This window comes from Pseudoalteromonas sp. 2CM39R, from assembly GCF_023161845.1.
Map to the genome: position 1 here is coordinate 67,827 of NZ_JALNTM010000007.1, position 22,736 is coordinate 90,562.

Sequence of the window (22,736 nt, forward strand, 5' to 3'; positions counted from 1 at the left end):
CATATTTAACAGTAATAATAGGAGTTAATTGATGAACTTCAAAACATCATGCAAACGCTGTTTAACACTGAGAAAGTTAGTATTGTGGGCTATTATTATGTTTATATTTTATATGGCGTTTTTTCAGTATGGCTAATATAAAAAAACACACACTTAAATACCGAGCGCAAGGCGCTAAAAATGGGATTGAAATACTGGTCGTAGGTAGCATTGGTTTAATCTTCATCATGCTATTTAATTTATTGCGTCCAGGTGAAATCAGTATTATTGAAATTTTTTTAGTAAGTTTATGTATTGCAGCAATTTTAATTGGATTTTTTAAAACACAAGAACCTTTTTATAGTATTATTTTAACTGAGCAGCAATTAACATATCAACATAAGTACGGGCAATGGGATTTACACCAAGAAAATCTCCACCATTGCGGTATTCCTAAAGTTGATAACGGTATCGATCATCTTGAGCTTAACGCGATTGGTATTAAGTTAAATGATATAGATACATTTTTAGCTGCTTTAGCACCAAGAATTGCGGGTAAATTACTAATAGAACAGCGGCACTTATTTATGCAAGTTGTTCAAAAAAATTGCAAAAATGGGCATTGCCCATCAGAATGGTTAGTTGAAGATAATAAATTTAGGTCAAAAAAAGGAATTGACTATAATGGGCTTATAGCGATGTTTGCTAATAGGGCTAAGCATCTTCAGCTTTTAACAGGGTATGACTTACTGTTACCTGCCAGTGTAATAGAAAGTGATATTTGGGAATTTTGCGCAAATTTAAATAAATGGAAGCGTGATCCCTCTCAGTTTATCAAGTCGCAGTGTGAATAATAATATAAGCACTCACTGCGGGATTAGGAATAACTATGAGCCAAGACAGATCTTTTATTAAAAGTGGTCGAAACACCATAATTCATAAAGATAGAAAACTAGATTTAGTGATTGTTAATGGTGAGGAACATCCTCGAATTAAAGTAACAGCGAATGGTCTAGAACCATTTAAAGAAGAGCTGCCAAAAAACCGCCGTGATGCAAAAGAGCGCTACTTAGATATGGTTTATATCGCAAGTCCAGATGTATTTAGCGAGGAAAAACAGTTGTTGTTTATTCAATCCTTAGATGGCCGCGAATATAAAGTAGATTACAGTAAAGTTGGCACTAAATTATTTGTTCGTATTCATCAAGATAGCTATTTATAACTCATAATGGCACTTTTTTTGCTTCACAGTCTTATTAGATAATTATAAGACACAAAGGTGCTTAGTATGAAAGCAATTTCGTTAATACCACTTATGGCATGCTTGCTTTTGGCTGCATGTGGAGGGGGAGGCGGTGCTGATAACAGTGATATTAAAACGTCAGTATTTGCAGGTAACGATCTCCAAGTTGTAGAAAAATCAGAGTTTACTATTTCTGCAAAAGGCTCTCCTGCAGATGGTACTTTTACTTGGCAGCGTGTAAGCGGTCCTGTTATAGATGTGTTTCCGCTTGAAGGGGCTGAACAAACCATCACTGCACCGGATGTAAAATCTGAAAGTGAATTGGTCTTAAGAGTAAGCTATCAAACGCCAGATGGTAGTTTAGTGAATGACGACTTGAGTGTTTTCATTGCCTCTAATAATCAGCTTCCTCTTGCTGTTGTTACTCAAGTTGCTCCTGCAAACTTACCCTCAGTTTATAAAGATACTGTAACCCTTAGTGGTTTAACCTCCGCAGACCCCGATGAAAATGGCGAAATTAGTAGTTACTTGTGGCAATTATTATCTGGGCCCGATTTAACAATTGATAGCTATACCAATCCAACGCTTAGTTTTCCTCATCCATTATTAGAAAATAACACCAACTTAAAATGGCAACTCACCGTAACTGATGATGAGGGCGGAGTATCTGCATCACAATTTGATATGACCCTTAATAAAACAGCCCAAGTGATTATTGCCGATGCGGGTGCAGACCAAACTGTAGAAGAGTTCGATAAAGTTATTTTAGATGCCACTGCAAGCGAAGCGGCAACTCAGACTTATCAATGTAAGTGGCAACAACTTACCGGAAATACCGAAGCTCTTCTTGAACCACAGTCATGTACTGCCAGCTTTTTTGCCTCTGATATTGATTTAAATGCAACCCTTAGCTTTGAAGTACAAGTTATGGACTTAAAAGGGCGCACCGACACAGATACCGTATTTATTGATGTAACACCTAAAGCGCTTGGGTTAATAAACGATACCGGAGTAGGTGAGTGTTATAATAATACTCAACGTATTAATTGTAATAATGATGAGTTTCCAGCTCAAGATGCTGATCTTGGGCGTGATAGTTTTGCCAATCGTTTAGGTAAAGTGGGTAAAGGGAATTTGGCTTTTGATTACACAAAACTTAATGAGTTTGCCGATGAGCTTCTTGATGATGCGTCGAACTTTAGCTGTATTCGCGATAATACTACCGGCCTTGTTTGGGAAGTGAAAAGTCCTTATTCCGGTGTGTTACCAAATACCTCACTGCGTGATGGACAAAACCGCTATATTTGGCAAGGGACTGTCAATAGTGGCGATGTAACGGGTAGTGCTAATACTACGTGCCCGAGCGATACTGATTGTGGATTACAAACCTATATTGATGAGGTTAACGCGCTTGATTTTTGTGGCGGCAGTAATTGGCGTTTACCCACTTATACTGAGCTGTTAGGTTTAATCGACTACGGTAAACAAGGGCAAAATGTATTGATAGATACTGCATTTTTTCCTAATACACCATCGACTAACAGTGTCGGGCATTTACGCTACTGGACCTCACAGACCGCGGTTGATGGTGCCAGTTTATCTCAGGCTTACACTATCGATATGATGGATGGCAACGATTTAGCCTATCCAAAAGATAATACCGCTTACGTGCGCTTAGTTAGAAATCGTTAAGGTGATTATTATGAAATTAATTAAAGTCTCTATGTTATTAGCCTTGGGATTGAGCCAGTCACTTGCAGCGCAGCAGTGTTATGAAGAGGTAGCGACTAGCGATGATACCGACCGATTTGTGATTAATATTGATGGCACTGTGTCAGATATTAAAACAGGGCTAATGTGGCAGCGCTGTAATTATGGTCAAGTTTATAATAGCGAAACAACTAGCTGCGATGGTGATACTCAACCATTAAATTGGCAAGCTTCACTTAAAGGCGCAGTTAACGACAGCACAGCAGATTATAACGACTGGCAAGTACCAAGTATTAAAGAGTTAGCCAGTATAGTTGATCACCGCTGTACCGATCCAAGTATTAATGCGGGTATTTTTTTAGCAACGCAGTCGCAAAATTATTGGTCTAATACCTCGGGTATTAGCAATATAAATTCGGCATGGGTTTATCAATTTTCCAGTGGTTTAAATAGCTTACATGCTAAAACAAGTAACGTATATTTACGCCTAGTACGTTATGAAAAGTAGTTAATTAATGTATTAGCGAATCTAAAAATGCGCTTTTATTTACGGTTAGCCTTTTTATTTACACTATTTTAATAATAAAGCCTGGTTGTAGTTGTCACCCAGGCTATTTTTTTGCCATTATAGGCCGTGAATTAACGACCAAGGACTATAAAGGTGTATTTAAGCTATTTTGGTTTACAAGAAAAGCCATTCTCAATTTCGCCTAATCCCCACTACTTATTTTTAAGTGAACGCCACAAAGAAGCATTAGCACACCTTACCTATGGGTTAGGTGAAGACGGCGGCTTTGTGCTGTTAACAGGTGAAGTGGGTACGGGTAAAACCACAATAACACGTAGTATGTTAGAGCGACTGCCTGAAAATACCCAAGTAGCCATGATCCATAATCCTGCGTTATCAGAGCTTGAACTGTTAGCCAGTATTTGCGATGAATTACAAATAACGTACGACGCCAAAAATGCAACGCTGAAAAGTCTAACGGATGTCATCAAAAAGCATCTTGAGTTTAATAATAAAGCGGGGGGGCATACTATTTTGATTATTGATGAAGCACAGTTACTTGCCCCTGATGTGCTAGAACAACTTCGCTTATTAACCAATATTGAAACGGATCATAAAAAGTTATTACAAATAGTATTAGTAGGGCAGCCTGAGTTACAGGTACTTCTAAAGCGAAATGAGTTAAGGCAACTGGCACAGCGTATTACTGCCAGATATCACTTGTTAGCACTAACACCAGGGCAAACCATTGCTTATATTCAACATCGGCTGCATATTGCAGGTTGTGACAAGAAAATATTTTCAATGGAAGCAATGCAAATGGTGCATCAGCTCACAGGCGGTGTGCCACGATTAATGAATCTGGTATGTGAACGCGCATTAGTAGGGGCATTTTCGAAACAACAAGAAATTGTTGGCAGTGATATTGTTAAGCAAGCGGCGAGTGAATCTTTACCTATCGACTTTATTGTTACAAATAAGAAGGTGAGTAAAGCAGGTTCGATTTGGCCTTATAGCGCTGCTGCGTTAATGCTTTTTGGTGCAGGAATTGGCCTGTCTTTTATTTTTTAGTTAGGTGATTCATGTCTTATTTATTAGATGCGTTAAAGCAATCAAAGCACGATACCATGAGCGCTGAGCAATATGACTTGCAAGCGCAACAATTAAAACAACAACGCCAGTTGATGACCTATCGTCGAATTAGTTTTCTACTCGCAGGAAGTTTACTGGCAACGGGTATATTGGCCAGTGGCTTCTTTGTCGGCAAGTGGGCGCAACAAGAAAATGTAACCGTTAAAAATGAGCCTGTTCAAAATGACCTTAGTCAAAAAGAGTCAGGGGTTGTAGAAAAACCAACAAGCGCAGAAGAGGTACAAAGAACGGTTGCTCAAACAGTAACAACCCCTCAAGTGCCCATTGTAACAGCTGTGCCTAACAATTCTGTGCCGCTGGCAGGGCAGTTGGTTTATGTACAAACCCCAACGGGTGTGCAGCAAATGTTGCTGACGCCACAAGGACAATATTTACCTATGAGCGTTAATCAAGCGTCTCAAGGGCAAACGCAAAATTTCTCGACGCAGAATAACGCTTCATCTAGTTTTCAATCACCGAGCAGCCAACCGCAAAGTGTACCAACTCAACCGGCGAAAAGAACAATCACTGCAGATGAGTTGAGTAAATACAAGGTGTTAGGTAAGCCACTTAACCAAAATGTGCCTGCGCAGCCAGAGTTAAATGATGAACTCGATACGGTTCCCGACACGCTGAGAAATGCGTTTGCGCAAGCCGTTAATAGCACAGAAACAACAGCTGACTATGAAGTAACTCAAGGCTCTCGCCTTTCATCACGAGTACAGCCTGTTGAGCTACTTCCTGATGGCTTACAAAGTATGTTACCAAGCATTAAATATCAGGCGCACATTTATTCTTCAGCGGCGGATAAACGCTGGATAAAGCTCAATGGCAGAGAGCTATATGAAGGGGAGTCTATTGGTGCGTTGAAGGTGTTAGAAATAGCGCCAGATCAGAGCGTACTTGATTTTGATGGTTATGAATTTAGCTTAAAAGCCCTGCAAGATTGGCCACAATAGTGGCCAACTAACTAAAGATAGAGTGCTTATAAAAGCCTTCTAAATCTATATTATACTCTTTAGGTTTTATTGCTGACTCAAGCGTGTCCTGCGTTCTTTTATTTGATAAGTCAACGTCTTGAACTTCAGTGTAACGCCCATGTTTTGCATTAAAAAACGTTTTTACTACTGGCTTTAATGGTGTTGCTGGATTGCTTTGAGTAACGAGTCCCACCTTTTGGCTAGAAAGTTTTACTAGTGTGCCCACAGGGTGAATACCAATGCACTGAATAAACTTATTAAGTAGCACCCCATCAAAGCTATCTGGGCAGCCTTGCTTTAAAATTTTAAATGCTCTAATTGGCTCCATGCCTGCTTTATAAACCCGTTCAGCAGTTAATGCATCATAAACATCAACAATAGACGCCATGCGGACGTACTGGCTTATTTCATCGCCTTTTTTACCAAAGGGGTAGCCTTTGCCATCTAAGCGCTCGTGATGCATACCAGCAATATCTACGGCAATTCCCGTTAATCCTGCGTCTTCTAGTATTTCTTTGCTAAAGAGCGCATGATTTTGCATCACTTTGAATTCTTCGTCACTGTAGCGGCCTGGTTTGTTGAGAATAGCATCAGGGATTTTTATTTTTCCCATATCATGCAAAAGGGCGCCGGTGGCCAGTTCTTCAATGATCGGTTTTTCAATACCGAGATGTTTAGCAAAAATACTCATCAAAATAGACACATTTATCGAGTGCTCTAACAGGTAGGCATCTTTTTGGCGCATTTGCGTGATGCACGCCAGCGCATCTTGATTTCTAAATACGGAGTCAATAAACCCACTAGCCAGTTCTTTAAAAGGCGCAACATCAACAGTGCGGCCAGACTCTATATCGCCAAACGCTTTGGTTTGCAGGTTTTTTGCTTCATCGTAAAGCTTTTTAGCTTTACTCATTTCTTGCTCAGCACTGTGGGTAATTAACCAAGGATCGCGTTTTTTGACTTCGTGCTGAGTAGGTAAGGTTGTTTGTGTTTCAGGTTCTTCAGAGGCGAGCATTTTATCAGGGTCGATTTCAACCTCTAAAATTCCTGATTTTATTAATTTATCAATTCCACTTTGAGTTTTAACCCAGCCTTGGTTTTTTATTCTAATGCTACCAGTTTGTTTAACAACTTTTTGTACAAACATACCAGGCTTAAGCTGTGAAGTTGGAATGGTTTTCAAAGTGAACTCTTATTAACAAGTATGATTAGAGAAAGTAACAAATAAATTCACATTTAGAAATAAAAAAGGCATCAATTTGATGCCTTTTTAATTAAATAATGATTATTTTCTATTCATCATCTTCAACAAGGGTCATCAAGGAGGTGTTACCGCCTGATGCCGTCGTGTCTATACTGATTGTTTTTTCAGTAATTAAGCGCTTAATTAGCGTGTCGTAATACTCAGAGCTGATCACTGGCAGTATAGCGCCTTTACGTTGTGCAAGCTGTTGGCTGAAGTAGCCTAAGCGAGAAGAACGTGCAGCAACTACCGCTCCGGCTAGGTGAGGATGCGCTAATATCGCTTGTAACTGATTTGGTTTAGCTACTTGGAAAACACCTTCTGCAACGCCGGTTGCAATAAACTTATCTCTAAAAGCAACCGCTTCATCATAAAATATTTCAGATGCTACTGTTATTACCGTGTTACCAGCAGCAAGCGCGGTAATAATCGATAGTGCCCAAAAGTTAAATGAGGTGCTCTTATCTGCGTAACATACTACACAGCCGCGTGCTTCAAGGTGAAGTGTATTCGATTCACCCGTTGGCCCTGGCAATGTTGTATATTTACGCATGTGCTTTTCTAAGCGGTTTAACTGAGCACGTGCATCGGCAAGTGTTAACGCTAAATCGTCTGCAAGGTCATCAATAATTTCAACGGTTGCTACTTTCGCTAATAACTGACGCACCGCAGAAACACGGTCATTCAGTGGTGTTGCACGCCAAATTTTTTCATCGCGCATAGAGTTAACCATTAGCTTTTCTACTTGCTCATTTGCGCCACTGTAGTGGTGTAAATCAAGCTCGTCTGGCGTTAGGTTAGTCATTTGTACGTTATCTGGTGATGCTTTTTCTTTGATTAAGCGTTGTAGGTAGTTTGGTCCACCGGCTTTAGGGCCAGTACCTGATAGTCCACGGCCGCCAAAGGGTTGCACGCCAACAATCGCACCAATCATATTACGGTTTACGTAAACATTACCTGCGCGCGACATTTTAGCTAAGTGTTCACAGCGCTCTTCAATACGAGAATGAATACCCATTGTTAAGCCGTAACCGGTGTTGTTAATTTGGTCGACAACACTATCAAGCTCACTTGCTTTAAAGCGGATCACGTGTACACACGGGCCAAATACTTCACGCTTTAATACCGATAAGTCTTTGATTTCGTATAAACGTGGGGCAAAGAAAAACGCACCGTTTTCGCTGTTATCAGGAATTTTACACTCATAGTGAAGTGTTGCATTACCCTTTAGGTATTCAACATGGTCGTTGAGTGTTTTCAGCGCTTTTTCATCAATTACAGGGCCTACGTCTGTAGAGAGTAATGATGGGTCGCCAATGTGTAATTCAGCAAGCGCGCCCTTGAGCATGTCGATAATGCCATCGGCAACATCTTCTTGAATAAAGAGCACACGTAATGCTGAACAACGTTGACCTGCACTTTGGAAGCCAGAACTGATCACATCATCAACTACTTGTTCAGGAAGCGCTGTTGAGTCAACAATCATACAGTTTTGGCCGCCAGTTTCTGCAATTAAAGGCACCTGGATATCGTTACGTGCCGCTAATGTTTGCGAGATAAGTGTGCCCGTTTCAGTTGAACCTGTAAACATAACTGCTTGAATGCGCTCATCTGGCACAATGGTTTTACCTACTTCGCTACCGCGAGCAACCACAGGCTGTACAACGTGCTCAGGTAAACCAACAGAAAGCATTAATTCAATAGCGCGTAGAGCAATTAAGCTCGTCTGTTCTGCAGGTTTTGCAATTACTGTGTTACCCGTAACGATAGCAGCTGCAACTTGACCTAAGAAAATAGCGAGTGGGAAGTTCCATGGGCTAATACATAAAATCACACCACGAGCTTCAAAGCGCTCATCTTGAGCAAGCTCTTCAGCACGGGCTGCGTAGTAACGACAAAAATCAACCGCTTCGCGTACTTCATCAATACCATCTTGTGCCACTTTACCAGCTTCTTTAATACAGATAGCAACAAGCTCATCATGATGACGCTCTAAAATATCAGCAACGCGACGCAATAGATTAGCACGCTCTTTTACTGGTGTTTGTGACCATGATTCAAAAGCGGTTTCAGCATTGGCTAGCAACACTTTCATTTCATCGCTATTTTGTAATTTTACGTGGCCAATAATTTCTTTATGGTTTGCTGGATTTTTAACTGCCAGCGCGCCTTCGGGTACTTGGCTTTCTTCAATTAAGTGCTCTTCAAACCAAGTGTCTAAATTTTCTTTAAACGGGGTGATCACGTTAATATCAGTTAAATCCATACCTTTTGAGTTGGCACGTTCTTCGCCGTATAAATCAATTGGCATTTTTATTTGCGTGTTGTACTTATTACGTAATCCTTGCAGTGTTTCAACAGGATCTGGTAATAATGCTTCAACCGGTTGAGTGGTATCTACAATGGCATTTACAAAAGATGAGTTAGCACCATTTTCTAGTAAACGACGAACAAGGTAAGCAAGTAGGTCTTCGTGCTGGCCTACTGGTGCGTATACACGACACTGGATTTTTTCTTCATTAACGATTTGGTCAAATAAAGATTCACCCATACCGTGCAGACGTTGGAATTCAAAACCTTGGTTATCACCTTTCGCTACTTCTAAAATAGTCGCTGCAGTATAGGCGTTGTGTGTTGCAAATTGCGGGTAAAGCACATCTCGTGCTTCAAGCATTTTAATCGCACATGCTTTGTATGACACATCTGTGGTTGCTTTACGGGTAAATACCGGGAAGAAGTCTAAACCATCTTGTTGCGTGGTTTTGATTTCGGTATCCCAGTATGCGCCTTTTACTAAACGCACCATCATTTTACGACCCACACGGGTTGCTAGGTCTGTTAGCCATTCAATAACAAAAATAGCGCGTTTTTGATACGCCTGAACCGCTAAACCAAAACCTTGCCAATCGCCAAGGTCTTCATCGCTAAATACCGCTTCAATAACATCAAGAGAAATATCTAAACGGTCAGCTTCTTCAGCATCAACAGTAAACCCGATGTCGTATTTTTTAGCGGCAAGTGCAAGTTCTTTTAGTTTTGGAACGATTTCTTCCATCACGCGTTCTTTATGAGTAAATTCATAACGCGGATGAATAGCTGATAACTTTACAGAAATGCCCGGGCTTTTTATTGGACCACGGCCATTTGCTGCTTTACCAATAGAATGAATTGCATTCATGTAGCTGTCGAAGTAGCGCTTAGCATCTTTCATTGTGCGAGCGCCTTCGCCTAGCATATCGTAAGAATATACATAGCCTTTTTTCTCTGTATCGGCTGCACGTTCAATGGCCTCGTCAATAGTGCGGCCCATTACGAACTGTTTACCCATAATTTTCATGGCAAAGTTCACAGACTTACGAATAACAGGCTCGCCTAAACGACCAATGGTTTTTTTGAGCATACCAAATTGTTGCTCTTTCGTTTTGTCGTTATAGTTAACCATTTTACCGGTTACTAATAATCCCCAAGACGAAGCATTAACGAATAAAGAATCACTACTGCCTAAGTGAGAGCTCCAATCGCCATTTGCTAATTTATCACGTATTAATGTTTCTTGAGTTGCTTTATCAGGAACACGAAGCAATGCTTCGGCTAAACACATTAATACCACACCCTCTTCACTCGATAGTGAAAATTCATTTAATAGCGCATCAACACCGCTTTGACCATCTTGGTCTTTACGAATGTTTAATACTATTTGGCGAGCTCTTTCCCATGCACGGCTTCGTGCTTTAACACCGACTTCTGCAAGTGGTAAAATGTGATCAATAACCGCATTTTCATCAATACGGTAAAAGTCACGGATCTTTTGTCTGATCGGACAAGTCGTTGTTAAATCGCCATTGAATAACATAAGCAACCCTCAGGAGTGTTAAGACTTAGGATAATTGTTAATTACCGCTAAATGTTGTTGGTGTAAAGCGTGCATTCTAATTAAAATCCAGCAGAATATGCTGGTTAATTTCGCCGTTTTACGATAATTTACAGGGCATATTATTAACTTATCCATATAAAATACTGATATGACTAATCCGAATAGATTACGCCTGCTTGATCGTATCGATATATCAATTTTAGACGTTTTGCAGCGCAATGGTAGAATTTCAAATGTTAACCTCGCAAAGCAGGTGAATTTAAGCCCCAGTCCCTGTTTAGATAGGGTTAAACGTTTAGAGCAAGAGGGCTATATTGAGGGGTATTTCGCTAAATTAAGTGAGGAAAAACTTAATCAAAGCCTAGTGGCCCATGTGCAGGTATCATTAGTTACTTCAAATACAGCCGTATTTAAAGTATTTCGTGAACACATTCTTAAAATTAAGCAGGTTGTTGAGTGTGATATGGTAGCGGGTGGTTATGACTATTTATTAAAAATTCGCGTTTCCAACATGGATGAATACAGAGAAGTATTAGGTGATTTGGTTGATATTCCGGGAGTGGGCACACACCACACTTACATGGTAATAGAAAAAATCAAACAAGACCCTGGGCTTCGTTTAGATATATAACGTAGATATTCTTTTAAGAAAAAACACAGCAGGCATAAAAAAAGCATCATATGATGCTTTTTTTATGCCTGCTGTATTAAGTTAAGCTTATGCCCAACCTTCATAGCGTTTTCTGCGTGATAACACGATAGTTAAGATAATTCCTAAGAACAAACCTAAAAATGCAATGGCTCCACCGTAAGTAAGTAACTGGCGTTTTTCTTTAGCACTGGTTGCTTGTTTTAGCTGTTGTTCTTGAGAAAGCTCACCTTGTAACTGACTAATTTGTGCTAATAGTTGCGCGTTTTGTTCGGTTAACTGTGCGTTTTGCTCTTGCAGCTCAGGTAACTCAACTTGCGCTTGACGAAGTCTATTTTGCATAGTGCTTATTTCATTATTGAGGGCTTGGTATTGTTGTTTTAAACCAGCTGATTCACTAATGAATTTAGCTTCTACCCAGCCTTCACGATCTTTATCATCTTTAACTTTTATAAAACCATTTTGTTCATCAGATAATAAAGTGAGTTGCGTACCTGCATCTATTGAACCAAGTAAACGATAGTCTTTACTGGCACCTGAGCGCATGAAAGTATACAAATTATCGATTATATAAGCTGTTTTAGCATTAGTCGGCGACGTTGATTGAGCTTCCTCTGCTTGGCTCATAAACGGGGCGGCTGTTAAAAGCAGCCATAGTAAACAGTGTTTTAGCATTTATCTACCTTGTTAATCTAGCAGTGTCCGTTGTGAACGTGATTTTTTATTTCGCATAAGTATATAGATAGTATGGATTTAATAGTTTAATAGCAAGACAGATATTGTAACCAGAGCATTTTGCTTGTGTGTTTATGACTAAAAAATTTGCAATATAGGGCTGCTTTGTTTATTTTGAGCACTTATTAATTTTAAGGGTAATCCGCAAGCCTAATGGATACTGAGATAGAACTGAAATTTTTGGTATCAGATGACGTCATTCCACTGATCCCCTCACTAATTACTCAATTTGCAAAAACAGTCACAAACAAACCTTCTAAAAGTTTGCAAAATGCTTATTATGATACACCAAGCAGAGAGTTAAGAGCACTCGATATTGGCTTTAGAACGCGTTGTACAGACGAGCGCTGTGAGCAAACAATTAAGCTAGCTGGAGAAGTGGTAGGGGGCTTACATCAGCGCCCAGAGTACAATCTTCCAATAGAAACAAACCGGCCAAATCTAATGGCGTTTGATTCATCAATTTGGCCTCACGGTATGCAAATTGATGCCATATCACAAAATCTATTCCCTATTTTTAGTACTAATTTTATTCGCCGTACGTGGTTAATAGAAACCCCAAATGGTGCCAAAATTGAAGTGGTATTAGATAAAGGTGAAATTGCTGCGTCAGGTAAGGTAGAAATCATCAGCGAGCTTGAAATCGAGCTGGTTGAAGGTAGTCGTGAGGAGCTATTTGCTTTTGCAGATATATTAGTGAGCCAAAACAGCATTCGTTTAGGGCTCTATTCAAAAGCAGCAAGAGGCTACCGCCTTGCGGATGACACGCCGCTTCAACCAAGTAAATCAATCGGCTTTGTGAAACTTAATAAGCAAGCCACTCAAGAGCAAGCCCTTATTGAAGCTATGGGGTTTGGTATTCGCTTTGTGCAAAAACACGAGCAATGCTATTTCGATAAGCCAAGTTTAAAAACATTAAAACGTGTAACCGACGGCATTAGTTTAATTAGACACAACTTTTGGTTGTTTGACGATATTGTTAGTAAAGAAAGTACCGAGCAACTCAGAACAGAACTCAAGTGGCTATTAAGTGAGTTAGCATGGGTTGAAAATGCAATTCAGTTAAAAACTTATACCTCTAAGCGCCATGCTTTTTATAAAAAAATAAATAGCGCCCCAGCGTTAACGCAAGTTATTAACGATTTAAAAGAGTTACAGCCGAGCATTGACGATATTTTTTCGCTTTTTCATAGTGCACGCTACAACCGTTTATTGCTGAGCTTAACCACATGGTTAATAAACAAGCAGTGGCGTAAAGATTGGAGCCAAGCAGAGCTTCAAAATGCAGAGCAACCTATCGTAGATATTGCTCACCGCCTATTTGATAAAGATTGGAAAAACTTACATCGCTTACTGCCTAAAGAGCAAAGCTTAGCAGGCAATGATTACTTAAACTTCCGCACTCAATTAGAAAATAGTTTACTCAGTGGTAACTGTTTAGGGGCACTGTTTAATAAAGATGAGCGATTAGAGTTTAGGCTTCCTTGGTTGGATATTTCTCATGGGATGTATGAGTTAAGCACGCTTGATTATTTAAAACAGCTATGTGGCGGGCAAGAGGATGCTCAATTGGCAAAAATACAACTATGGTTAGAGCAAAAATCTGACTTTTTAGTCAGTGCCATGGAGCAAAGTCGACACGCCTCATTTGATACAGAACCTTATTGGCTTTAATGGCTAAGCACTTTTGTAGCCGGACTTTGCTGCAAAAGTGCATGATTTTTTCACTTTTGTGTTTTGCTACCAATGTGTGTTCACAGCCATCTTGGCAACTTTACGAAAGTAAACAAGGGGTAAGTGTTTATTTTCAGCGTTTAACTGACGATACCTTAAAAATGAAAGCTGAAACGGTGGTTAACAATGTCACCGCAGAGGATTTAGTTGCTTTACTTAGTGATACCGATACAGCCCCTAGCTGGATAGAAAACATTACTAAGGTCACGTTACTCAAAAGTTTAAGCCCTTCAGAAAACTTAGTTTACAGTTATATTGATAGCCCGTGGCCTGTTAGCAATAGAGATGTGATTACTTATTCGTGCTATACAAGGGTAAGTTCGTTGCAAACGCAGCTTAGTATTCACGCGCGCCCAGATTTTTTACCTAAAACTAAAGGGGTAATAAGAATAAGCACCTTAAATGCAACGTGGTTGCTAACTCAGCAGGCGGAAAATTTACACATTAGTTATCAAGTGTATGCGTTACCAGGCGGCAAGATACCTACATGGTTAAATAATCGGGTCGCTTTAAAAAGCACCCTTAAGACGCTAATCAATTTAGCTGAAACACTTGCTACTAAGCAGTACACAGCGAAGTCAACCGTCATTCGTACTGGGGATTGCACACATGGCGAATTGCCGCAGTTATAAGCAAAAAAGTGACCTAAGAGGTCACTTTTTAGTGGGTAAAAGCTAATTAGTATTTAGCGGATTCACCGTCTTTGGGTAAAGACTGATTTATAAACTCGCGTAAATCGTTATTAGAGCTTTCTAAATCTGCGTGGCGTAGATACATCATATGGCCACTGCGGTAGCCTTTAAAGCTTAACCTATCTTGCATTTTACCACTTGGATCTAATTGCCACATAGTATATTTGGCATCAAAGTAATTGGTTGCACCGTCAAAGTAGCCCGCCTGAACCATTACATTTAAATAAGGGTTTTGAGCCATGGCTAAGCGTAAATTTTCACCGGTATTATTTCCGCTTCTATCCCATGGGTGAACGTTACCAAATAAGTTATATTTGATATCGGTTTTGTAATTAAGCTCTTCACGAAGATAATAGTTAATTGCAGGAGTGAAAGAGTGCAGCCATGATGTAAGCTCTGCCCAGTAATCTGGTGACTCACCGGCATCGCGTTTATCTATGCCTAAATAGCGCGAATCCAGTCGACCAACCATTTGTCCGCGTTCACGCAATAACTCTTTCCAAAAAAACTGTGTTGGAATATCTAAATTGTTTTGACTAACAAATGTTTCAGATAAACCCGCATATTCAGCCATTTTTTTAATAATACGACGTTTTTCGTCAGGCGCAATAAAGCCGCCTTTTGCAAGCGCAGGAATAAGCTCATTAACGGTAAACTGTTCAACTTCCGGTAATAGCTCGTCTAAATCTTTTGCTTGTAAATCAGCGTTTAATGCTTTGTGGTACCATGCAGTAGCTGCAAAGTAAGGTAGGCGATTAGCTGCTTTTACTGGTCCGTCGCGTTTAATACCGATATCGGTAGGAGATACGAGTACAACACCGTTAATGTACATCCACTGACTATTTTGCAGCTCATGCGCTAAACCCGATACACGAGTAGTACCATAGCTTTCACCAATTAAAAACTTTGGAGAGCGCCAACGTTCATTGCGAGATACAAAAGTATTAAGCCATTCTGCGAGGTACTTTATATCGGCATTAACGCCAAAAAATAGCTCTTTTTGTTTATCTTTGGGTAAAAGGTTACCGTCTTTATCTTCTACAACACGTGAATAACCTGTATTTACAGGATTTACATAAACGATATCCGCTACATCTAAAACCGAATAAGGGTTATCTTTTACACCATAAGGTTGAATTGGGTAGCCTTCGTCGTCAATTTTTAAAACACGAGGGCCGGTGTAAGCTAAATGCATCCAAACTGATGCTGAACCAGGGCCACCATTAAATGAAATAAGTAATGGACGCTTTGTTCTATCATCTACTTTATCGCGGGTGTAGTAAGTGTATTGAAGGGTTGCAATGGCATCACCCTTGTTATCCCATACTGGCTGTGTGCCTGTTGCTACCGTATAAGAAAATCGTTCGTTATTTATTTTTGCTTTGTGCTGAGTAACTACTTTACTGTCGATATCAATACGGCGTTGATTATCGGCAAACGTTGCACTCGTAAATGTAAGTGCAATTGCGGCAATGGGTAAAAATAGACTTCGACTAAATTTCATAACTAACCCTTTTTATTTTATGTACTGCAGTTATAGCGATATTTGAGTAAAAAACAAAAGTATTGAGACTAGCTGCCGATAATAATCGTTGAGTTTATGTAATTAAGATTAATCTCAACATAGCAAACAGGCGAAATATACTTGATGTGTATGCCATAGTGTAAGTTTAAGGCGATTAAAAAATTTAATTATTAATTAAGTTTTTTAGGTTGTTGGTCGCTTTAATTGTTTTTAAATGGATGCTTGAGAGTGATTTATTTTTAGGTTTATTACCATAAAGGGTGAACGTAAATGAAAGGGAGTTTATGCAACGGGTTTTAATTGTTGAAGATAATATAAGGGTACAACAGGTACTCAAACATATTGCTGCTCATTATCTTGATGTGCGGGTTGATTTCGCTCAGTCACTTACTCAATGTAAAAAGTTACTAAATCAAACTAGTTATTCGCTCGCGTTAGTTGATTTATCTGTTGGTGGTCAAATCGATACTGATATAACTCGCTTTACACTGTCGCAAGGTATCCCTACGTTGGTGATGACAACGCAAACAGATGAACACACACGTTTAAAAATGCTGGAATTAGGTATTATCGATTACGTCATTAAAGATAATCGCGACTCTTATCTTTACGCCATAAAATTTGTAGCACAGTTATTGCGTAACCAGGGGCGCAAAGCGCTGGTTGTAGATAATTCCTTATTGAGCAGTAGCTTGGTTAAGCAAATGCTCGAAAAACAATTGTTTGACGTCATTACTGTTGATAATAGTACGCAAGCTCTTCATATACTTGAGCATGATCAGGCTATCAACTTAGTGATCACTGACCATAACTTATCAGGTATGAATGGTTTTGAATTAATTAGAGCTATTCGTAATATTAAAAGCCGTGAGCAATTGGCCATTATTGGTTTAGCTGATGTATATAGTTATGGCATTGCTGCACGATTTATTAAATCAGGTGCGAATGACTTTTTAACTAAACCCTTCACCCATGAAGAGTTTCACTTTCGAGTGGTGCAAACTATGGAGTCAATATGGCTAAGTGATGCTAAAAAACCGGCTTTGTCTTTCGATGCGACAGAGTAACTTTAATCTTAAATACATTATCAATGTGTATTTGGCGAGAGTGTAACGGTTAGTTAAAGACGATTATTTGCGTATTTATCGACTCGCACCAATTCTGTATTTTGCTTAAAAAAAGCGCACCTAAATGGTGCGCTTTTTTGTTTTTTATATTATTTAATTTAATAACCCTCTGTTTTTATTTGTAATTTAAAGGTGGCACAAAGGTTGGATTGCATAGAGCAAATACAATAACAAGCTAGTGTCCTAAGGGGGCCTTTGTGAAAATGATCAGTGCAATAATAAAGCCATTCAAACTAGATGATGTGCGTGAAGCACTCGCTGATTTAGGCATCGAAGGAATGACCGTGGTTGACGTTAAGGGATTTGGACGTCAAAGAGGTCATACAGAGTTATACCGTGGTGCAGAGTACCAAGTTGACTTTATACCTAAAATTAAACTTGAAATTGCCACTCGTAGTGAAAATTGCCAACGCGTTGTAGAAACCATTACCAAAGTTGCTGGAACGGGCAAAATTGGTGACGGCAAAATTTTTGTTTACGACTTAGATCAAATTGTCCGTATTCGTACTGGCGAACTTGATGATGATGCTATTTAAGGGGGCAACATGGAAAATACAATTATAGAGCTGAAGTTTTCGCTCGATACGTTTTACTTTTTAATCTCTGGCATCTTAGTTATGTGGATGGCAGCTGGTTTTGCAATGTTAGAAGCAGGTTTAGTGCGCTCAAAAAATACCACAGAAATTCTAACTAAAAATATCGCACTTTATTCTATCGCTTGTACTATGTTTTTGTTGGTCGGTTACAACATTATGTATGTAGACAACGTTGAAGGCGGAATAATTCCTTCATTTGGTGGCCTAATAGGTAGTCAAGCGGCAGACGCCGATCATTCACTAGAGTCTGATTTTTTCTTCCAGGTAGTATTTGTTGCAACGGCTATGTCTATTGTATCTGGCGCCGTAGCGGAGCGTATGAAGTTATGGGCTTTCTTAGTGTTTACAGTAGTACTAACAGGATTAATTTACCCAATTGAAGGTTACTGGACATGGGGTGGCGGCTTCCTATCTGAATTAGGCTTTGTTGATTTTGCAGGTTCTGCCATTGTCCATGCAACCGGTGCAGCTGCAGCGCTTGCGGGTGTAATTCTATTGGGTGCACGTAAAGGTAAATATGGTAAAAATGGTGAAATTTACCCAATTCCAGGTTCAAACTTGCCACTTGCTACATTGGGTACATTTATTTTATGGATGGGTTGGTTTGGCTTTAACGGTGGATCACAGTTATTAATTTCAGATAAAGAAAATGCAACTGCAGTAGGTCAAATACTACTTAACACCAATGCTGCTGCTGCTATGGGTGCAATATCAGCCTTGTTCTTATGTAAGTTATTATGGGGTAAGGCAGATTTAACCATGGTACTTAATGGCGCACTTGCAGGCTTAGTGGTTATTACTGCAGATCCATTATCACCATCACCATTAATGGCGTGTTTATATGGCCTACTAGGTGGATCTTTGGTTGTACTAAGCATTGTGGCACTTGATAAAGTGAAAATTGACGACCCTGTAGGTGCCATCTCTGTGCATGGTGTTTGTGGCATATTAGGTGTGGTATTAGTGCCGGTTACTAATGCCGAGGCTAACCTTGTGGCACAGTTAATTGGTTTACTATGTATCATTGGCTTTGTGTTTATCGCTTCATTCATTGTTTGGGCAGTCTTAAAACAAACCATGGGTATTCGTGTTACCGAAGAGGAAGAGCTAAACGGTATGGATCAACATGATTGTGGTATTGATGCTTACCCAGAATTTGTTTCAGTAAGAAGTAATTAAAAGTATTGTGTGTTCAATCAAAGCCCTACTCAGTTAGGGCTTTTTTGATTTCAGGAAGGGTTAATTTTTCAGGTGTTAGAGTAATGTGATAAGCTCCTCGCGTTAAATCAACCTTTGGAATGTATTACACTTAAATGGCTGAAAAAAAGAAAACACCGACCAGTAAACCCTCGACTAAGCGCACTACTAAGTCATCTAAAACATCAGCGCGAAAAAGTGCTGCAAAAAAAACCGCAAGTTCGGCTAAACGGCCATTTTTAAAAACTTTGTTTTCTATTTTTTGGAAACTGAGTCTGGCGACTTTCATCGCTGTAGCACTTTACTTTATTTATCTTGATGCAAAAATCACCCGCCAATTTGAAGGCAATAAATGGCAACTTCCAGCCCAAGTGTATGCGCGTTCAATGACTTTTTTTCCTGGGCAGTTTTTATCTGAGCAAGAAGTTTTATGGGAGCTTAAACGTTTAAATTACACGGCAGTTAATCGCTTAAGCCGCACAGGGCAATATATTAAAACAGCTAATCGTATTAAGATTTTTCGTCGTGATTTTGAGTTTTATGATGGTTTAGAAAATGCTCACGTAATTGAACTACGTTTCTCTGGGGAAAAGGTTGCAAGTATTAAAGATAAATTCGGTCGTCGCTTAAACACTGCCAGATTAGAGCCTGTACAAATAGCCCGTATAGGTAATGACTCAAAACAAGACCGCGAATTTGTGCCATTAGATAAATTTCCAGACATGCTTAAGAATGCTTTGTTAGTGGTCGAAGACCGCGATTTTTATGATCACCACGGGGTATCGGTATTTTCTATTTTACGGGCTTTATATACCAATATTCGCGCAGGAAGAACCGTGCAAGGGGGCAGCACACTGACACAACAGCTAGCTAAAAATATTTACCTTACCCGTGAACGTTCATTAGTACGTAAAATCAATGAAGCTTTTATTGCGCTTATTCTTGATTATCGTTATTCAAAAGATCAGATTCTCGAAGCCTATTTAAACGAAGTCTACCTAGGTCAGTCTTATAACCAAGGTGTGCATGGTATGGGATTAGCGGCTGAGTTTTACTTTGCAAAACCCGTTGATGAACTTGAGTACGATCAAATTGCCCTGCTGGTGGCCATGGTTAAAGGCCCTTCTTATTATAACCCTAGACGTTATAAAGAACGTGCTATGGAACGTCGTGACTTAGTGCTGCGTTTAATGGTCGATAATAAACTTATTTCCACTAAAGAGTATCGAGCCTCGTTAAAGCGCGCCATTGATATTGCGCCAATGAAAGCCAGCTTACAAAAGTCTTACCCAGGTTACTTAGAGTTGGTTAATCGCGAGTTGAAACAACTGCTACCTGATCAAGAAGTATTAGATGCAGGGGTGCGCGTATTTACCTACTTCGATTTGCAAAAGCAAACAGCAATGGAAGAGTCGATTCAGGCCAGTTTACCTTATTTGGAAAGACGTCCAAATACCAAAGAATTAGAAGCGGCGATGATCTCCGTTAATGTTGAAAAAGCTGGTGTATCAGCGTTAGTGTCTGGGCGCGATGTGCGTTACTCAGGGTTTAACCGGGTGCTTGATACCAAGCGCAATATTGGCTCATTAGTTAAACCGGCAGTGTATTTAAGTGCACTGCAGCTTCCTCATTATAATTTAGCGACATTGCTTGATGATTCACCCGTGCAAGTCACCAACGAAGAGGGAAAAGTATGGCAGCCAGAAAACTTTGATCATCAATACCGAGGCGCCGTGCCTCTTTATAAAGCATTCAGCCACAGCATTAATATTCCGGCAGTTAACTTAGGGCTTGATGTTGGGGTTGATAAAGTTGCTAATACACTCAGAGGACTAGGTGCTAAAGGCCATATTAATGAATACCCGTCGCTGCTATTAGGGGCTATTGAAATGTCGAGTTTTGAAGTGGCCCAGCTTTATACCACTATTGCTGCTGATGGCGAATACAGGGAGCTGACGTCTATCTCGGCATTAACCGACTCTGTTGGTAAAGTACTTTATAAGCATAAAGTGAGTAACGAACAACGCTTTGATAAAGATGCCATGTACATGACCAAATACGCTATGAAGCGAGTAACTAAAGATGGCACCGCTAAACGCTTAAATTTACATTTTCCGTTGATTCAGCTCGCAGGTAAAACAGGTACTAGTAACGAATTACGCGACAGCTGGTTTGCTGGATTTGATCAAAATACAGTGACGGTTGCATGGTTAGGTCGTGATGATAATAAAAGTACTGGCTTAACCGGCAGTGTCGGCGCGCTTGAAACCTATATTCGTTATTTAAAACCCTTAAACCCGCAAGCAATTGCCGATACCCGTCCACCTTCAATTCGGTGGGCATTTGTAAACGAGCAAACCGGGAAGCAAGCACCACCAGGGTGTGGCAAAGTGATTCAATTACCGCTTAGGGCCAGTGAGTTTAAACCAAGGCCCCAATGTATTCGCTAAGTAATAAAAACAAAAAAAGCCCGAAAGGGCTTTTTTTATGGGTAAGCGATCTTATGAGCTAAACGTTATAGTTTAGCAAAAGCGCGCTCTGCCGCTTCAATCGTTGCCTGAACTTCTTGCTCTGTATGCGCAGCACAAACAAAACCAGCTTCAAACGCTGAAGGCGCTAAATAAACACCTTCTTCAAGCATTAAGTGGAAGAACTTTTTAAAGCGCTCTAAATCACATTCAGTAGCTTGTTGGTAAGTAGTTACTTTTTCTGCATCATTAAAGAAAAAGCCATACATGCCGCCAGCGTAGTTAGTAGTTAAGGCAATACCTACTTTTTTAGCTGCGGCTTCAAAGCCTTCACAAATCGCTTTACTAATGGCTTCTAGTTTTTCGTGAACGCCAGGTGCACTAAGTAACTCAAGTGATTTTAAACCTGCAGCCATCGCAATTGGATTTCCTGACAGTGTACCTGCTTGATAAACAGGGCCTACAGGGGCTATGTAATCCATAATCTCTGTTTTACCACCAAATGCGCCAACTGGCATGCCACCACCAATTACTTTACCTAAACAGGTTAGGTCTGGCTTGATGTTGTAATACGCTTGAGCGCCACCAAGGGCTACACGAAAACCTGTCATTACTTCGTCAAAAATAAGCACAGATTGGTACTGATCACAGACTTCACGCAGTCCTTCTAAAAAGCCAGGTACTGGTGGGATACAGTTCATGTTACCTGCAACTGGCTCAACAATAATACACGCGATTTCATCGGCGTATTTAGCAAAAATTGCTTTCACTTCTTCAATATTGTTAAACGAAACCGTAAGGGTGTGCTTAGCTAAATCTTCAGGAATGCCTGGAGAGTTAGGTACACCCATAGTTAATGCACCAGAGCCGGCTTTTACTAGCAGTGAATCTGCATGGCCGTGGTAACAACCCTCAAACTTTAAAATTTTGTCACGACCAGTAAAACCACGAGCTAAGCGAATTGCACTCATTGTTGCTTCAGTACCTGAGCTTACCATACGTACTTTTTCGATAGATGGGACTAGCTCTTTAACTTTTTCAGCCATTAAAATTTCAGCTTCGGTAGGTGCACCGTAGCTTAAACCATTTTCTACCGCATCATGCACTGCTTGTTTTATTTCAGGGTGATTGTGGCCCATAATCATTGGGCCCCAAGAGCCCACATAATCAATGTAACGGTTGCCATCAGCATCAAATGTAAACGCGCCCTGTGCTTTAGTAATAAACAGCGGAGTACCACCTACACCATTAAAAGCACGCACTGGTGAATTTACGCCACCAGGAATAGAGTCTTGAGCTCGTTTAAATAAGTCTTGGCTAATTGTCATGAAAAATCCTATTGTTT

Annotated in this window: 18 protein-coding genes; 13 read left to right on the plus strand and 5 right to left on the minus strand. The window is 40.0% G+C overall.

Going from position 1 to position 22,736, the window contains the following annotated elements:
• Positions 1-128 precede the first annotated feature (128 nt).
• The 6 genes from MTF66_RS16685 to MTF66_RS16710 all read left to right on the plus strand — a co-directional run bounded on the left by MTF66_RS16685 (position 129) and on the right by MTF66_RS16710 (position 5,530).
• Entirely contained in the window at positions 129-833 is a 705-nt protein-coding gene (locus MTF66_RS16685) for a DUF2982 domain-containing protein (protein WP_010391053.1), read from the plus strand.
• A gap of 35 nt (positions 834-868) precedes the next feature.
• Positions 869-1,201 carry a hypothetical protein gene (locus tag MTF66_RS16690; RefSeq protein ID WP_010391054.1) on the plus strand — a complete coding sequence of 111 codons (333 nt, stop codon included), beginning with the start codon at positions 869-871 and terminating at the stop codon, positions 1,199-1,201.
• 66 nt (positions 1,202-1,267) lie between these two features.
• A complete protein-coding gene (locus tag MTF66_RS16695; RefSeq protein WP_248527690.1) occupies positions 1,268-2,914 on the plus strand; it encodes a DUF1566 domain-containing protein in 1,647 nt (548 codons plus the stop codon).
• A 10-nt stretch (positions 2,915-2,924) separates the two neighbouring features.
• Complete coding sequence (locus MTF66_RS16700) at positions 2,925-3,440, plus strand: DUF1566 domain-containing protein (protein WP_138620797.1); 516 nt, start codon at positions 2,925-2,927, stop codon at positions 3,438-3,440.
• Between the two features lie 153 nt (positions 3,441-3,593).
• The gene (locus tag MTF66_RS16705; RefSeq protein WP_010391059.1) at positions 3,594-4,511 is read left to right on the plus strand and encodes an ExeA family protein; all 918 of its coding nucleotides are present in this window, start codon (positions 3,594-3,596) and stop codon (positions 4,509-4,511) included.
• Positions 4,512-4,522: 11 nt separating this feature from the next.
• A complete protein-coding gene (locus MTF66_RS16710) occupies positions 4,523-5,530 on the plus strand; it encodes a general secretion pathway protein GspB (protein WP_138620799.1) in 1,008 nt (335 codons plus the stop codon).
• Positions 5,531-5,537: 7 nt separating this feature from the next.
• Here MTF66_RS16710 and MTF66_RS16715 read toward each other — a convergent pair whose 3' ends face one another.
• Both MTF66_RS16715 and putA read right to left on the minus strand, forming a co-directional pair.
• Entirely contained in the window at positions 5,538-6,734 is a 1,197-nt protein-coding gene (locus MTF66_RS16715) for an HD-GYP domain-containing protein (RefSeq protein ID WP_010391061.1), read from the minus strand.
• 109 nt (positions 6,735-6,843) lie between these two features.
• Positions 6,844-10,647: a bifunctional proline dehydrogenase/L-glutamate gamma-semialdehyde dehydrogenase PutA gene (gene putA, locus MTF66_RS16720; protein ID WP_138620801.1), complete on the minus strand. Its 3,804-nt coding sequence runs from the start codon at positions 10,645-10,647 to the stop codon at positions 6,844-6,846.
• Between the two features lie 169 nt (positions 10,648-10,816).
• On the opposite strand from putA, the gene MTF66_RS16725 reads away from it, so the two are divergent.
• Positions 10,817-11,299, plus strand: a complete 483-nt coding sequence (locus tag MTF66_RS16725) for a winged helix-turn-helix transcriptional regulator (RefSeq protein ID WP_010391063.1) — start codon at positions 10,817-10,819, stop codon at positions 11,297-11,299.
• 87 nt (positions 11,300-11,386) lie between these two features.
• On the opposite strand, the gene MTF66_RS16730 is transcribed toward MTF66_RS16725, so the two are convergent.
• Positions 11,387-11,992: a TIGR04211 family SH3 domain-containing protein gene (locus tag MTF66_RS16730; RefSeq protein WP_008111843.1), complete on the minus strand. Its 606-nt coding sequence runs from the start codon at positions 11,990-11,992 to the stop codon at positions 11,387-11,389.
• Positions 11,993-12,205: 213 nt separating this feature from the next.
• Here MTF66_RS16730 and MTF66_RS16735 point away from each other — a divergent pair, with 213 nt between their 5' ends.
• Positions 12,206-13,726 carry a CYTH and CHAD domain-containing protein gene (locus MTF66_RS16735; RefSeq protein ID WP_008111845.1) on the plus strand — a complete coding sequence of 507 codons (1,521 nt, stop codon included), beginning with the start codon at positions 12,206-12,208 and terminating at the stop codon, positions 13,724-13,726.
• Complete coding sequence (locus MTF66_RS16740) at positions 13,726-14,418, plus strand: START domain-containing protein (RefSeq protein ID WP_138620803.1); 693 nt, start codon at positions 13,726-13,728, stop codon at positions 14,416-14,418. Before MTF66_RS16735 ends, MTF66_RS16740 begins: the two co-directional genes overlap by 1 nt.
• A 46-nt stretch (positions 14,419-14,464) precedes the next feature.
• Here MTF66_RS16740 and MTF66_RS16745 read toward each other — a convergent pair whose 3' ends face one another.
• Complete coding sequence (locus MTF66_RS16745; RefSeq protein WP_138569939.1) at positions 14,465-15,982, minus strand: S10 family peptidase; 1,518 nt, start codon at positions 15,980-15,982, stop codon at positions 14,465-14,467.
• Positions 15,983-16,287: 305 nt separating this feature from the next.
• Between MTF66_RS16745 and MTF66_RS16750 the strand changes: the two genes are divergently transcribed.
• The 4 genes from MTF66_RS16750 to mrcB all read left to right on the plus strand — a co-directional run bounded on the left by MTF66_RS16750 (position 16,288) and on the right by mrcB (position 21,373).
• Positions 16,288-17,070, plus strand: coding sequence for a response regulator (locus tag MTF66_RS16750; protein ID WP_138620805.1), 783 nt, complete (start codon positions 16,288-16,290; stop codon positions 17,068-17,070).
• 257 nt (positions 17,071-17,327) lie between these two features.
• Positions 17,328-17,666 (plus strand): P-II family nitrogen regulator, encoded by a 339-nt coding sequence (locus tag MTF66_RS16755; protein ID WP_010391070.1) that lies wholly within the window; start codon positions 17,328-17,330, stop codon positions 17,664-17,666.
• Positions 17,667-17,675: 9 nt separating this feature from the next.
• Complete coding sequence (locus tag MTF66_RS16760) at positions 17,676-18,905, plus strand: ammonium transporter (RefSeq protein WP_054202014.1); 1,230 nt, start codon at positions 17,676-17,678, stop codon at positions 18,903-18,905.
• A gap of 134 nt (positions 18,906-19,039) precedes the next feature.
• Positions 19,040-21,373: a penicillin-binding protein 1B gene (gene mrcB, locus MTF66_RS16765; RefSeq protein WP_138620807.1), complete on the plus strand. Its 2,334-nt coding sequence runs from the start codon at positions 19,040-19,042 to the stop codon at positions 21,371-21,373.
• Between the two features lie 65 nt (positions 21,374-21,438).
• Here mrcB and hemL read toward each other — a convergent pair whose 3' ends face one another.
• A complete protein-coding gene (hemL, locus tag MTF66_RS16770; protein WP_138620809.1) occupies positions 21,439-22,719 on the minus strand; it encodes a glutamate-1-semialdehyde 2,1-aminomutase in 1,281 nt (426 codons plus the stop codon).
• Positions 22,720-22,736 lie beyond the last annotated feature (17 nt).

Bases quoted from the DNA above. Each gene is read 5' to 3' on its own strand.
- MTF66_RS16735 (WP_008111845.1), top strand. From the start codon at position 12,206: ATGGATACTGAGATAGAACTGAAATTTTTGGTATCAGATGACGTCATT.
- MTF66_RS16695 (WP_248527690.1), top strand. From the start codon at position 1,268: ATGAAAGCAATTTCGTTAATACCACTTATGGCATGCTTGCTTTTGGCT.
- MTF66_RS16750 (WP_138620805.1), top strand. From the start codon at position 16,288: ATGCAACGGGTTTTAATTGTTGAAGATAATATAAGGGTACAACAGGTA.
- MTF66_RS16685 (WP_010391053.1), top strand. From the start codon at position 129: ATGGCTAATATAAAAAAACACACACTTAAATACCGAGCGCAAGGCGCT.
- MTF66_RS16745 (WP_138569939.1), bottom strand. From the start codon at position 15,982: ATGAAATTTAGTCGAAGTCTATTTTTACCCATTGCCGCAATTGCACTT.
- MTF66_RS16690 (WP_010391054.1), top strand. From the start codon at position 869: ATGAGCCAAGACAGATCTTTTATTAAAAGTGGTCGAAACACCATAATT.
- hemL (WP_138620809.1), bottom strand. From the start codon at position 22,719: ATGACAATTAGCCAAGACTTATTTAAACGAGCTCAAGACTCTATTCCT.
- putA (WP_138620801.1), bottom strand. From the start codon at position 10,647: ATGTTATTCAATGGCGATTTAACAACGACTTGTCCGATCAGACAAAAG.
- MTF66_RS16760 (WP_054202014.1), top strand. From the start codon at position 17,676: ATGGAAAATACAATTATAGAGCTGAAGTTTTCGCTCGATACGTTTTAC.
- MTF66_RS16710 (WP_138620799.1), top strand. From the start codon at position 4,523: ATGTCTTATTTATTAGATGCGTTAAAGCAATCAAAGCACGATACCATG.
- MTF66_RS16740 (WP_138620803.1), top strand. From the start codon at position 13,726: ATGGCTAAGCACTTTTGTAGCCGGACTTTGCTGCAAAAGTGCATGATT.
- mrcB (WP_138620807.1), top strand. From the start codon at position 19,040: ATGGCTGAAAAAAAGAAAACACCGACCAGTAAACCCTCGACTAAGCGC.
- MTF66_RS16730 (WP_008111843.1), bottom strand. From the start codon at position 11,992: ATGCTAAAACACTGTTTACTATGGCTGCTTTTAACAGCCGCCCCGTTT.
- MTF66_RS16725 (WP_010391063.1), top strand. From the start codon at position 10,817: ATGACTAATCCGAATAGATTACGCCTGCTTGATCGTATCGATATATCA.
- MTF66_RS16700 (WP_138620797.1), top strand. From the start codon at position 2,925: ATGAAATTAATTAAAGTCTCTATGTTATTAGCCTTGGGATTGAGCCAG.